The following is a 12,526-nucleotide window of genomic DNA, read 5'->3' on the forward strand; positions in this document are numbered from 1 at the left end:
CGGGCCACCCCAGCTTCGTGATGTCCAACAGCTTCACCAACCAGGCCCTGGCCCAGATCGACCTGGCCACCAAGAAGTACGAGATCGGCGTCTACACCCTGCCCAAGCTCCTGGACGAGGAAGTGGCCCGCCTGCACCTGGAGCGCCTGGGCGTGAAGCTCGACCGCCTCACCGAGACCCAGGCCAAGTACATGAACATGAACCCCGACGGCCCCTACAAGCCGGACCACTACCGCTACTAGGCCGGGGGAAAGTCAAACGATAGAGATGGCCGGGGAGGTGAAAGCCTCCCCGGTTTTATTTTACTATATCAAATTTTAAAACTAATAATTGTTTGACAAGGCATTGCGTGTAAATTAAAAATTAATGAGAGTTACCAGTTGTTGTGTAGTTAGCCCGTGTGATTTGGTATGCCATCGGTGCTGCCGCTTTTTTATGAGCTATAATTGTTGAGTGTATTCGTTGTCACTGTGCCAAGGATATAGTGCGGGAATTTTCAAGTGTTTCGGGAGTACAATGATTCACTGATGTCTCCATCGGTGTGGTTGTTGAGGTGGTGCTTGGAATGGTCGTGTGTCGCTAGTGTGGATTGTTAGCTGTAATTTATATAGTAAGGACGTGTCTCGTGATTCCTGTTCCAAACTATCAGTTGCTACAATTTGTGGATTGGCTTGACCGCCAGGGGGCATATTTTTCAAGTGAAAATGAGGCAAGAGAACGTCTATACTATCTTGCCCTTGATTATTTGCAGCATCCCTTTGGAGCAGATGGCGAGGCCCTGGCATGGATAATGTCAGTATTCCAATCATGCCCGAAGATCAGCGAACGAGAAATTGAAGCTCAGCTTCTACATTTTTCAAGTTGCGGTCTTTGCATGAGGTACCTTGGTGGTGTTCACGTGGTGAACAAGGAAGGTGGCAGTGATAGCAAACACGGCTACCGTTGGCCATGTGAAGTGGTTTCCGTCGATCCTCTTAAGCCATTACTTCGCGGATTTGTCGAATGGGGGATAAGGTCGGGACTGGCGAAAGAACTTGACGCTTATGCAGATAGTTGCGCGCACCTGAAGAAGTTGCCTGTTGGTTGGTTTTCCGATGTGATTAATAGGTTTGGCGACGGACTTCGTGACGATTTCTTGCGTTATCTTGATGTGGTGCGTCAAGACACGCCAAATGTTGTTGATGATTATGAGCAGTGGCGAATAAATGCTACACGAGACGTATCGATAGTCAAATGTCGTAACAGTCGCACACGAGATGAGTATGCTCGCCCCCTGGGATGGGATGAGTCTACTGAACAAGCTGCGAGAAGGCTCGCCGATTCAGTGCTTCATGCGATGCGGAATGAACGGCCAGGAGAGATGTCTGAGGAGGATTCCCAGACAAATGCCCTTTGTGCTCTGATCGTGCAAAAGGAGAACCTCTCTCAGTCGTTTGAGTTTTTAAGTTGGCTTCGTCAAAATGAACCTGGAATCAGCATTCAGGGAAATATCCCCGCCGCCCAATTTGCTGCTTTGGCGCGCCGATTTTGTGAAGAGCATAACTATCCGAACGGACAGTCTTTTTCGCGGGAAGTCGTCAAGTGGCTTGGTGGTTCGGGGGCTAAGAGTATTATCGATCGTATTGTTAATTTCCTGAGGTCCAGAGGATGGTTGCGATCGTTTAAAGGCGTGGGCGGCCTTCGCAATTCCCTGGATCGATACGGCGCGGTCAGGTTCCACGCCCTTTTTCTGTTCTCATCTTCGGACGATTTTCCCACATTCATAGATACACACTGGAGGGATTTACATCATCTGACGGGTGATGATCTTGATATCTACTATAGTCAGAAGGATATTGAGTGTCGAACAAGTGCTTATCAGATCATAAAGGAGCTGAAGACATTCAGACTGCGGGTTGAGTTCATTCCTGCACTATGGCTGTGGGAGGATGTCCTCGGAGAGGGCATCGCAGTGCCACTAAAAGATCTTGAGCATTCCCAGGTAATGCAGGTTGTGCAGACCGTAGTTCAGGCAATCCATGACGGAGGTGCCCTGCAAGAAGTAGCCGCGAAAGGAGTAGTAACGGCTGCAAAGATTCGAAAACATCATAATGGATCATTTGTTGTGTCCAGTGGCGCTTCATTTGTTATCAATAATGGGGGTATCATGGGGAATAGTTATAAGAATAATGGTCTTGTTTTGGCGATGGGAGACAATGCTTCAGCACATGACAACGTCATTCATCAAGATGCGAGGAGTGTCCACTCTGAGGTCACACTGACACCAGCGGATGCATCTATCGTTGAAAACCTCGCTAATGCGCTAGCCACAATGCAAATTGATGGCCTTACTCAGCCAGAGCGACTTGATGGAGCGAGGCATCTCGCTGCCCTTGCCCAGAGCGCCAAAAACGGAGCGGTTATAGATGAGCCTCTTGCAGGGTGGAGGGAGTGGCTGTGCAATCACGGGGAACGAGCCAGTGCTGGGGTTTCGTTACTTGCAAACCTGGTTACCATAGCAAGCCCTGTCGCAAAACTGCTAGGATTGCCTTTGTAGTCAGGGCTGCCAATAGCATTCCCCTTACGTATGTGGAGCGGCAGTTGAAACTGACGTTAACAGCACTTCCTCCTCCATCGAGTGGATACTGCCAAGGTATTAACATTTCGCAGCAGAAGAGAATGTGGCGACACTGATCGGAACCCCCACGGTGATCCGCGCGGCGGGCGAGCCCCCCAAGCGCATCGAGGAATACTTCGGCCGCGTGAACTCGGGCGACGCGGGCGTGAGCATCGCCCGCATGGTGAGCCCCCACGGCTGGAGCGAGCCGGGCCAGACCCCGGAGTTCGACGAATACACCGTGGTGCTCGCGGGCACGCTGCGCGTGGAGACGCGTGGGGCCACCCTGGACGTGGCGGCCGGGCAGGCCGTGCACGCGCCGAAAGGGGAGTGGGTGCGCTACTCCACGCCCCACCCGGGCGGCACGACCTACGTGGCCGTGTGCCTGCCCGCGTTCTCGCCCGAGGGCGTGAAGCGGGACGGGTAGGGGAGGGAAGGATGGCAGCCCCGCCTGGGCTGGGCCATCCGAGAAGACGCGGAGAATTTCGCGTTTATCGAATCCGTGGCGGACACGTAGGGATGGACGTGATGCGGGCGGATCATCCCCCCAGCCGCTCCGCCGCGTGGGCCAGGAAACCCGACCGGGTCATGCCCAGCCTCTTCGCGGCTTCGTCGATGCGCTCCAGCCTGCGCCGGGGCAGGCTGATGTTCACGCGCACGGGCTCGCGGTCCAGGAAGGAGAGGTCCAGCTCCACGAAGGCCAGCGTGCCGCCCTCGGCCTCGGCCAGGGCCAGCACGTCTCCGGGCGCGCTGGCGGGCGGGGCCTCCTCAGCGTCGAACAGCCAGGCCTCCACGGCTTCCTGGACGTTGGAAAGGGCCTCCTCGAGCGTCTCGCCGTGGCTGAAGCACCCGGGCATGTCCGGCACGGTGACGCCGTAGGCTGCGCCGTCGTCGCTGTGCAGGATCACGGGATAGTGTTTGCGCATGCCGCTCACCTGGGCTCCTCCGTCTCGGGCGGCCAGGCCCAGCCGGCCTGGCGGAAAATGTTGCGCAACGTGCCTGTCGGGATGTCGCGCCCTTTGCCGTGATGGGGCACCACCAACCGCTCCCCGTGGGGACCTCCGAACACGTGGTGGCTGCCGTTCACCCGCAACAGCGTGAAATCACTTTTCTCCAGTCTGCGGATGATCTCGCGGCTGTTCATTTGTGTATGCTACACACGGCCTACGGTTTGTCAAGGATGCTCCCTTGTCACCCTTTCCCCGCGCCAAACGCCGCATGCGCCGCCAGAGCGTGGAACGGCTCACACCCAGAAGCGCCGCCCCGCCCGAGCGGCGCGACCTACGTGGCCGTGTGCCTGCCCGCGTTCTCGCCCGAGGGCGTGAAGCGGGACGGGTAGGGGGCTTGCCTGTCCCGTGAAGACTCGTTATCTGCGTTGCATGAGAGCAGAAAAGTCCAGAAAGCCCAAGGTGCCCAGACCTGTTGCCGGGGTGACCCGGGCCTGCGGCTACCGTGATCGCATGCGCGCCGCCGGGATGCGCCGGATCAGCCTGTGGGTGCCTGACGCGCGATCGGCCCAGGTGCAGGAAGAGGCCAGGCGACAGGCCTTGTCGGCTCGCTCCGCCCAGGACGACGCGGAAAACCTGGAGTTTATCGCATCGGTGGCCGATACCTCGGGCTGGACGTGAAGCGCGGCGACGTTGTGACCGTGGCGGCCCCGGGCAGTTACGGCAAGCCGCGCCCGGCCGTGGTGGTGCAGACCGATCTGCTGGAGGCCCATTCCAGCGTCTTGGTGGCGCTTGCCAGTTCCACGCTGGTGGATTCCCCTCTTTTCCGCCTGACGGTTGAGCCGACCGACAGCAATGGACTGCGAGCCGTGAGCCAAGTGATGGCGGACAGGATCATCGCTGTTCCCCGAGAAAAGATCGGGGCGGTCATCGGCCGCTTGGCTGAACCGGACCTTGCCAGAGTGAACCGGGCCATCGCGTTTGTGATGGGTTTGGGTTGAATCCCAGTCGCCGTACGGTCTAGGTCCCCGAGCTTCACCCCCTCTCCACCCCCAGCGCCCTCATGCGCCGCCAGAGCGTGGAGCGGCTCACGCCCAGAAGCGCCGCCGCCTCGCCCACGCGGCCACGGGAGCGGGCCAGGGCGTCCTCCAGACGGGCGCGCTGGGCCGAACCGGCTCCGGGGCCGGTCTCGTTGGCGGGTCCGGGCGCTGCCCCCGCTCCGGCTTCTCCGGCCCCTCCGGCGAACACTGGTCCGGCGAGTCCCGCTGACGGCGCGGGGGCCTCGTCCAGGAGCTCGCGCACCAGCGCCTCGTCCACCACGCGGCCCTGGTGCGTAGCCGCCACGCGGGCCATCACGTTCTGCAGCTCCCGCACGTTGCCCGGCCACGGATGCGTCGCGAGCGCCCTGAGCGCCCCGCCCGAGAACTCGAAGCGCCCGGGACGCCCGCTGGCCTGGTCGAGAAACCGCGCGGCCAGCCCGGGCACGTCCCCGGAGCGCGCCCGCAAGGGCGGCAGGCGCAGGCGCAGCACGTTCAGGCGGTAGTAGAGGTCGGCCCGGAAGCGCCCCTCGGCCACCAGCGCCCCCAGGTCGCGGTTGGTGGCCGCCACGGCGCGCACGTCCACGGGGATCACCTGATCGCTGCCCAGGCGCATCACCTTGCGCTCCTGCAGCACGCGCAGGAGCTTGCCCTGCGTGCCGGGCTCCATCTCCGCGATCTCGTCCAGGAAGATGGTCCCCCCGTGGGCCAATTCGAAGAGACCGGGTTTGCCCTTCTGGCTGGCCCCGGTGAAGGCCCCGGGCACGTAGCCGAACAGCTCGCTCTCCAGAAGCTGCCCGGGCAGCGCCGCGCAGTTCACCGCCACGAAAGGGCCCGCCCGGCGCGGGCTCGCGTTGTGGATGCCCTGGGCGAAAAGCTCCTTGCCCGTGCCCGTCTCGCCGTTCACGAGCACCGTGTCGCCGGTGCGCGCGTAGTCCCGGGCCATGGCCACGGCGTGGGTCAGGGCCGGGCTCTCCCCCTGCACGTCCTCCAGGCGCGCCGTGGCCACATGTCCGGAGGCCAGGCCGCGCAGGCGCAGGGTGGCCTCCATCTTCCGGATCTGGCGGGCGTCGTGGATGGTGGCCACGGCCCCCACCGTCTCGCCGCGCACGGTCAGGGGGAGGGTGCCGCAGAGCAGCTCCTGGTCGAACACGCGCTCGATGCGCGCGGGCTCGGGCCGCCCGTCCGTAAGCACCCGTTCCAGCCCGGAGCGCGGCCACACCTCGTCCACGGGACGCCCCAGGGCGTCGGCCTCCGTGAGGCGCAGGAGCCGCCCGGCCACGGGGTTGCACACGGTCACGCGGCCCGCGCGGTCCACGGCCACGATGCCGTTGTCCGTGGAGGTGAGCACGGCGCGCAGGAGCGAATTCTTGGCCTTCTCCACCGAACGGCCGTGGGCGATGCGTTTGGCCTCGCTCACGGCGGCCAGGATGCTGGCGGGGCTTGGGTCCACGGGCTGGCAGGGGATGCCCAGGCGCGCCGCGAAGAGCGCCATGATGTAGCCGCCCACCACGATCTCCGCGCCCCGCTCGCGGGCGGTGAGCAGCGCGGGGGTGATGCCCTCCTGGTTCTCCCATTCGACCACGTCCACGTCGGCCCCGAGCATGCGCCCCAGCTCCCGGGCGTTGTCGGACATGGGCGGGAAGGCCACCACGGCGATGCGCCGGGCGCGCTCCCGGGCCTTGTGCAGTGCCGAGAGGAGGTCCAGGCTGGTGGTTGAGATGTCCACCACCGAGAGGTCGGGCAGGGCCAGCTGCACGCAGCGGGCCGTGGCCCCGCGCGAGATGACCACCTCCACGCCCCGGGCGGCCAGGGCGCGGGCCGTGTCGGCCGCGCCGTCCATGAGGCCCTCGGCCAGGAGCACGTCGGGGTGCTCCGCGTGAAGGATCTCGCGGGCCACCTCCTGCATGCGGGGGGTCAGGGCGATGAAGGCGATGGTTTGCATGGCAGCCTCCGTGCAACATGATGCGACAGATTGAAACAAAATGCATCATTAATGTTTCGCTGCTGCGACAAAGTCGAAGATGGCCTTCAAATCATTGATTATTATAAGTGGAACGGTTCCTGCTCTTAAGCCTCCGAGGGAAACGGGACCCGCAACCCGGTCCGCCGACGGGCGGCCGCAACGAGGAGGAGCGCATGAAACTGGACTGGAAGGCCATCCTGCCCGTGGCCATCGGCTTGGCCATCTGGCTCGTGCCCACGCCCAAAGGGCTGGAACCCTACGCCTGGCAGTATTTCGCCCTGTTCACGGCCGTCATCGCGGCCCTGGTGCTGGAGCCCATCCCTGCGGCCGCGGCTGGCCTCATGGGCATCACCCTTGCGGCGGCGCTCAACCTGGTGCCCGCCCAGGCGGGCGTGGTCCCCAAACCGGCCGACGCCCTGCGCTGGGCGCTCTCGGGCTTCTCCAACGGCACGGTCTGGCTCATCTTCGTGGCCTTCATGTTCGCCATGGGCTACGAGAAGACGGGCCTGGGGCGGCGCATCTCCCTGGTGCTCATCAAGAAGCTCGGCCGCTCCACCCTGGGCCTGGGCTACGCGGTGGCCCTGGCCGACCTGGCCCTGGCCCCCTTCACCCCCTCCAACACCGCGCGCTCCGGCGGCGTGATCTTCCCCATCATCAAGAACATCCCGCCCCTCTACGGCTCCACCCCCGAGAGCGGCGCGCGCAAGATCGGCGGCTACCTCATGTGGACCGCGCTGGCCGCCACCTGCGTCACCAGCACCATGTTTCTCACGGCCCTGGCCCCCAACCTGCTGGCCCTCTCGCTCCTGGAAAAGACCGCCAAGTTCACATTCACCTGGAACGAGTGGTTCCTCTCCCTGGCCCCGGCCTGCATCCTCCTCTTCCTGGCCCTGCCCTACCTGATCTACGTGATCTATCCTCCCGAGATCAAACGCAGCGACGACGCCCCACTCTGGGCCGGGGCGGAGTTGGAGAAGATGGGCGGGATCACCCGCAAGGAAGTCACCATGGCCGGCCTGGCCGTGTTCGCCCTGGTGCTCTGGATCTTCGGAGGCAAGCTCTTCGACGCCACCACCGTGGCCCTCATGGCGCTCTCGCTGATGATCCTCACCGGCGTGGTCACCTGGGACGACATCACCGGCCACAAGACCGCCTGGAACGTGCTCTGCTGGTTCGGCACCCTGGTGGCCCTGGCCGACGGCCTGGGCAAGGTGGGCTTCCTCAAGTGGTTCGCGGCCCTGGCGGCCGGGGCCATGTCGGGCTTCTCCATCAACGCCCTGATGCTGGCCCTGGTGCTCTTGTTCTTCTTCATCCACTACATGTTCGCGAGCCTCACGGCCCACACCACGGCGCTGCTCCCGGTGATCCTGGCCACGGCCATGGGCATCCCCGGCATCCCCATGAAGACCTTCGCCATCCTCATCTGCGCCACCCTGGGCCTCATGGGCATTCTCACGCCCTACGCCACGGGGCCGAGCCCCGTGTACTACGGCTGCGGCTACATCACCCGGAAGGAATTCTGGACTCTGGGATTCGTCTTCGGTGTGATCTTCATCGGTGTGCTCCTGGGCGTGAACTTCCCCTATCTCCTGATGCGAGGGGTCTCCTAGCCCGCAACAATCAACGAGAGGCATGAGACAATGAACGGCAAGATCACCGTGTTCGGGGCGGGCAACGTGGGCGGGGCGGTCACCCGCAGGCTCATCGAGCGAAAGCTCTGCAAGAAGGTGGTGCTGGTGGACCGCAGCCCAGGCAAAGCCCAGGGTGTGGCCCTGGACATCCTGGAGGCCAGCCCCGTGGACCTCCTGGAGCCCGTGTGCCTCTCGGGAGAGAACCTGGAGGAGACCCGCAACTCCGACGTGGTGATCGTAACCGCCGGAGCCAGGCGCACCGAGGGCATGACCCGCGACGACCTCCTGCGCATCAACGCCCAGATCGTGGGCGAGTGCGTGGCCAACGCCGCGCGCTACAGCCCCTACGCCTTCTACATCATCGTGAGCAATCCCCTCAACGCCATGTGCCACGTGGCCATGCGCGCCGGGCAGATTCCGCCCACGCGCATCACGGGCATGGCCGGCATCCTGGACGCCTGCCGCTTCCAGTACTTCATCTCCAAGGAGTTGAACGTCTCGGTGGAGAACGTCCAGGCCATGGTGCTGGGCGAGCACGGCGAGGACATGCTCCCCGTGCCGCGTTACTCCACCGTGGCCGGCGTGCCGGTGGCCGAGATGATCCCACCCGAGCGCCTGGCCGAACTGGTGGCCCGCACCCGCGACGGCGGGGCCGAGATCATCCGGCTCATGCAGACCAGCGCCTTCTACGCTCCGGCCTCGGCCGTGATCCAGATGGTCTCGGCCGTGGTCATGGACAAGCGCAAGATCCTGCCGTGCGCGGCCTATCTGAAGGGCGAGTACGGGGTCACGGGGGCGTTCATGGGCGTGCCGGTGAAGCTTGGGGCCAACGGCGTGGAGCAGATCGTGGAGATCGAGCTCTCCGACGAGGAGCGGGCGGCCCTGGCCGCGAGCGCGGACAAGATCAAGCAGCAGCTGGCCGTGCTGGGCCAGGCCTGCTGAATGAGCGACAACGAACGCCCGGATGCGTCCGGGCCAGTGAAAGGAGCTTGCTGATGGACAAGCACGAGGCCCAGAGGACCCTGACGGACCTCATGGCCCGCTTCACGGGCTATGTGGGCAAACGCCTGCCCCAGGACGTTCTGGACAGGCTGGCCGAGTTGCGCCAAGGCGAGGACAGCTCCCTGGCGCGCGTGGTGTACGACTCCATGTTCGAGAACCTCGAAGCCGCCGACCGCCTCGACCGGCCCTGCTGCCAGGATACGGGCGTGATCCAGTATTTCGTCACGGCCGGGGCGGGCTTCCCGCTCCTGGGGCGGCTGGAGGAGATCCTGCGCGAGGCCGTGCGCCAGGCCACCCGGGAGGCCCCCCTGCGTCACAACGCCGTGGAGACCTTCGTGGAAAAGAACACCGGCGACAACACCGGCGTGCGCGTGCCCTGGATCCACTGGGAGATCGTTCCGGACAGCGACGATGCCGTGGTGGAGGTCTACATGGCCGGCGGCGGGTGCAGCCTGCCCGGCGCGGCCAAGGTGCTCATGCCCTCGGCCGGGTACGAGGGCGTGGTGCAGTTCGTCTTCGACGTCATCACCTCCTACGGCGTCAACGCCTGCCCGCCGCTCCTGGTGGGCGTGGGGGTCTCCACCTCTGTGGAGACGGCCGCCGTGCTCTCCAAGAAGGCCATCCTGCGGCCCATCGGGACGCGCAGTCCCAAGCCCCAGGCCGCCGAGATGGAGCTTCTGCTGGAAAAGGGCCTCAACGAGGTGGGCCTTGGCCCTCAGGGACTTTCGGGCAACGCCTCGGTGCTGGGCGTGCACATCGAGTCCTCGGCGCGCCACCCCTCCACCATCGGGGTGGGCGTTTCCGTGGGCTGCTGGGCGCACCGGCGCGGCGCCATCCGCATATCCCCGGACCTGAGCTACGAGATTCTTTCCCACAAGGAGGCCGCGCTGTGAAAAAGGTGCTCACCACGCCCATCAAGGACGCGGACCTCGAGTCGCTGCGCGCCGGGGATGTCGTCTACCTGGACGGCCATATCGTCACCTGCCGCGACGTGGGCCACCGCCGCCTCATCGAACTGGGTCGCGAGCTGCCCGTGGACCTCAATGGCCTGGCCATCTTCCACGCTGGGCCCATCGTGGCCAGGGACGGCGACGCCTGGAAGATGATCTCCATCGGCCCCACCACGAGCATGCGCATGGAACGCTTCGAGAAGGACTTCATCGAGCGCACGGGCGTGAAGCTCATCGTGGGCAAGGGCGGCATGGGCGCGGACACGGCAGAGGCCTGCGCGCGCCACAAGGCCGTGCACGCCGTGTTCCCCGGCGGCTGCGCCGTGCTGGCCGCCGAGGAGGTGGAGGAGATCGAGCGCGTGGAATGGGAGGACCTGGGCATGCCCGAGGCCCTGTGGGTCTCGCGCGTGAAGGGGTTCGGCCCGCTCATCATCTCCATCGACACCCATGGCAACAACCTCTTCGAGACCAACAAGGCCCGCTTCAACGAGAAGAAGCTCCCGGTGATCGAAGAGATCAACCGCCAGGTGCGGTTCATCAAATAGGAGGCGCGAGGTGAAGACCTACAGGATCGCAGTGATCCCCGGCGACGGCATCGGCAAGGAACTGGCCCCCGAGGGCGTGCGCGTGCTGGACGCGGCCGCCCGGGCCGCGGGCGGCTTCGCCCTGGACTACGAAAGCTTCCCGTGGGGCTGCGAATACTACGTGGAGCACAAGAAGATGATGCCAGACGACGGCCTGAAAATCCTCTCGGCCTTCGACGCCATCTACTTCGGGGCCGTGGGCTACCCCGAGCTGGTGCCCGACGACGTGTCCCTGCACGGGCTGCTCATCAAGATCCGCCTGGGATTCGACCAGTACGTCTGCCTGCGCCCCTGCACCCTGCTGCCGGGCGTGAAGAGCCCCCTGCAGGGCGTGAAGCCCGGCGACATCGACTTCATCACGGTGCGCGAGAACACCGAGGGCGAATACGCCGGTGCGGGCGGGCGCATGCACCCGGGCCAGCCCTCGGAGCTGGCCATCGAGACGTCCGTGTTCACGCGCACGGGTTGCGAGCGCGTGATCCGCTACGCCTTCGAGCTGGCGCGCTCGCGGCCGCGCAAGATGCTGGCCCACGCCACCAAGTCCAACGCCCAGAAGCACACCCTGACCTTCTGGGACCAGATCTTCGACGAGGTGGCCCGCGACTACCCCGACGTGAAGACCGAGCGCGTGCTGGTGGACGCCATGGCCGCGCGCTACGTGCTCAAGCCGGGCTCCCTGGACGTGGTGGTGGCCTCCAACCTCTTCGGCGACATCCTCACGGACATCGGCGGGGCCATCACCGGCAGCCTGGGGCTCTCGGCCAGCGGCAACATCGACCCCGAGCGGCGCTATCCCTCCATGTTCGAGCCCGTGCACGGCTCGGCCCCGGACATCGCGGGCAAGGGCATCGCCAACCCCATCGCCATGGCCTGGAGCGGAGCCATGATGCTGGACTTTTTGGGCGAGAAGCGCGCCGGGGCGCTTGTCGAGGCGGCCATCCGCGCCGTGACCGCCGAGGGCAAGTCCCTCACACCGGACCTGGGCGGCACGGCCACCACCACCCAGGTGACCGACGCCCTCGTCGACAAGGTGAGCGAGCTGGCCAAGTCCTGAAAAAAAGAACCCCGGGGCGGCCGCGTGGCCGCCCCGGGGGAATGTCCGCCGATCCTCTCGGCTAGGCCTTCTTCAGGAAGCAGGTCTTGAGCACGAGGCCCTTCACCTTGTCGGCGTTGCACTCGATCTCGGCGGGATCGTCCGTGAGGCGGATGTTCTTGATGAGCGTGCCGCGCTTGAGCGTAACGCTCGCCCCTTTCACCTTGAGGTCCTTGGTCAGCGTGACGCTGTCGCCGTTCTTCAGGATGGTTCCGTTGGCGTCCTTCACGATCACGTCGTCCATGCGATGGCTCCCGGGCTGGTTGCGCTTCGGCGCGCGGCGCGGCCCCATGCCGCCCGGGGGGCATATCCCGTCGGGCCTTCGGGGGCAAGGGTTTCCGGGGCGAGCGCGCGGCAATCGCCTTACAACCGGGCGGCGCGGCCCGGTGGAAGGCGCGCCCAGACCCTTCCGGGCGGGCGTCGGACGCGGTGCGTCCTGGCCGTCGGGTGGAACGCCGGTTCGTCAGGCGGCGCGGCCCTGCTGCTGTCTCGTGAAGGCGAAGGCGATCAGGTTGGGCACGTCCAGGATCACCGAGACGCCGCCGTCGCCGTTCACGGTGGTGCCCGCGATGAAGCGCACGCTGCCCAGGGCCTCGGAGAGGGGCTTGATCACCGCCTGCTGCTGGCCCACAACGGCGTCCACGGCCAGGCCCACCCACTTGCCTTCCACCCCCGTGACCACGATGCGCTCGTAACCGGGCTGGTCGCCCGGCACGTCGA

Annotated in this window: 15 protein-coding genes; 10 read left to right on the forward strand and 5 right to left on the reverse strand. The window is 64.7% G+C overall.

Annotation, left to right across the window (positions count from 1 at the left end; translation table 11 throughout):
* The 3 genes from ACV4UX_RS14190 to ACV4UX_RS14200 form a co-directional block, all read left to right on the forward strand.
* Positions 1-242 (forward strand): adenosylhomocysteinase (locus tag ACV4UX_RS14190; RefSeq protein WP_491593931.1); only part of this gene is annotated, 242 nt, incomplete at its 5' end.
* A gap of 383 nt (positions 243-625) precedes the next feature.
* A complete protein-coding gene (locus ACV4UX_RS14195; protein ID WP_491593932.1) occupies positions 626-2,536 on the forward strand; it encodes a hypothetical protein in 1,911 nt (636 codons plus the stop codon).
* 124 nt (positions 2,537-2,660) lie between these two features.
* Entirely contained in the window at positions 2,661-3,023 is a 363-nt protein-coding gene (locus ACV4UX_RS14200; protein WP_491593933.1) for a cupin domain-containing protein, read from the forward strand.
* A gap of 112 nt (positions 3,024-3,135) precedes the next feature.
* Here the strand turns inward: ACV4UX_RS14200 and ACV4UX_RS14205 are convergent, their stop codons facing one another.
* Positions 3,136-3,522: a type II toxin-antitoxin system HicB family antitoxin gene (locus tag ACV4UX_RS14205; protein ID WP_491593934.1), complete on the reverse strand. Its 387-nt coding sequence runs from the start codon at positions 3,520-3,522 to the stop codon at positions 3,136-3,138.
* Between the two features lie 5 nt (positions 3,523-3,527).
* Positions 3,528-3,740, reverse strand: coding sequence for a type II toxin-antitoxin system HicA family toxin (locus tag ACV4UX_RS14210; RefSeq protein ID WP_491593935.1), 213 nt, complete (start codon positions 3,738-3,740; stop codon positions 3,528-3,530).
* A 235-nt stretch (positions 3,741-3,975) separates the two neighbouring features.
* Between ACV4UX_RS14210 and ACV4UX_RS14215 the strand changes: the two genes are divergently transcribed.
* Both ACV4UX_RS14215 and ACV4UX_RS14220 read left to right on the forward strand, forming a co-directional pair.
* Entirely contained in the window at positions 3,976-4,224 is a 249-nt protein-coding gene (locus ACV4UX_RS14215; RefSeq protein ID WP_491593936.1) for an antitoxin MazE family protein, read from the forward strand.
* The gene (locus tag ACV4UX_RS14220; protein ID WP_491593937.1) at positions 4,221-4,544 is read left to right on the forward strand and encodes a type II toxin-antitoxin system PemK/MazF family toxin; all 324 of its coding nucleotides are present in this window, start codon (positions 4,221-4,223) and stop codon (positions 4,542-4,544) included. The genes ACV4UX_RS14215 and ACV4UX_RS14220 overlap by 4 nt, the downstream gene beginning before the upstream one ends.
* 34 nt (positions 4,545-4,578) lie before the next feature.
* Here the strand turns inward: ACV4UX_RS14220 and ACV4UX_RS14225 are convergent, their stop codons facing one another.
* Positions 4,579-6,525 carry a sigma 54-interacting transcriptional regulator gene (locus ACV4UX_RS14225; protein WP_491593938.1) on the reverse strand — a complete coding sequence of 649 codons (1,947 nt, stop codon included), beginning with the start codon at positions 6,523-6,525 and terminating at the stop codon, positions 4,579-4,581.
* 194 nt (positions 6,526-6,719) lie between these two features.
* Here ACV4UX_RS14225 and ACV4UX_RS14230 point away from each other — a divergent pair, with 194 nt between their 5' ends.
* The 5 genes from ACV4UX_RS14230 to ACV4UX_RS14250 are packed head-to-tail and all read left to right on the forward strand — an operon-like array spanning position 6,720 to position 11,767.
* Complete coding sequence (locus ACV4UX_RS14230) at positions 6,720-8,156, forward strand: anion permease (RefSeq protein ID WP_491593939.1); 1,437 nt, start codon at positions 6,720-6,722, stop codon at positions 8,154-8,156.
* Positions 8,157-8,186: 30 nt separating this feature from the next.
* The gene (gene mdh, locus ACV4UX_RS14235) at positions 8,187-9,119 is read left to right on the forward strand and encodes a malate dehydrogenase (protein ID WP_491593940.1); all 933 of its coding nucleotides are present in this window, start codon (positions 8,187-8,189) and stop codon (positions 9,117-9,119) included.
* 53 nt (positions 9,120-9,172) lie between these two features.
* Complete coding sequence (gene ttdA, locus ACV4UX_RS14240; protein ID WP_491593941.1) at positions 9,173-10,072, forward strand: L(+)-tartrate dehydratase subunit alpha; 900 nt, start codon at positions 9,173-9,175, stop codon at positions 10,070-10,072.
* A complete protein-coding gene (gene ttdB, locus ACV4UX_RS14245) occupies positions 10,069-10,674 on the forward strand; it encodes a L(+)-tartrate dehydratase subunit beta (RefSeq protein WP_491593942.1) in 606 nt (201 codons plus the stop codon). The genes ttdA and ttdB overlap by 4 nt, the downstream gene beginning before the upstream one ends.
* A 10-nt stretch (positions 10,675-10,684) precedes the next feature.
* On the forward strand, positions 10,685-11,767 hold the full coding sequence (locus ACV4UX_RS14250; RefSeq protein ID WP_491593943.1) for a tartrate dehydrogenase: 1,083 nt from the start codon (positions 10,685-10,687) through the stop codon (positions 11,765-11,767).
* 61 nt (positions 11,768-11,828) lie between these two features.
* On the opposite strand, the gene ACV4UX_RS14255 is transcribed toward ACV4UX_RS14250, so the two are convergent.
* Both ACV4UX_RS14255 and ACV4UX_RS14260 read right to left on the reverse strand, forming a co-directional pair.
* Positions 11,829-12,050, reverse strand: coding sequence for an alkylphosphonate utilization protein (locus ACV4UX_RS14255; protein WP_491593944.1), 222 nt, complete (start codon positions 12,048-12,050; stop codon positions 11,829-11,831).
* Positions 12,051-12,269: 219 nt separating this feature from the next.
* A partial coding sequence (locus ACV4UX_RS14260; RefSeq protein WP_491593945.1) for a chemotaxis protein CheW occupies positions 12,270-12,526 on the reverse strand: 257 nt, incomplete at its 5' end.

This window comes from Fundidesulfovibrio sp., from assembly GCF_058402725.1.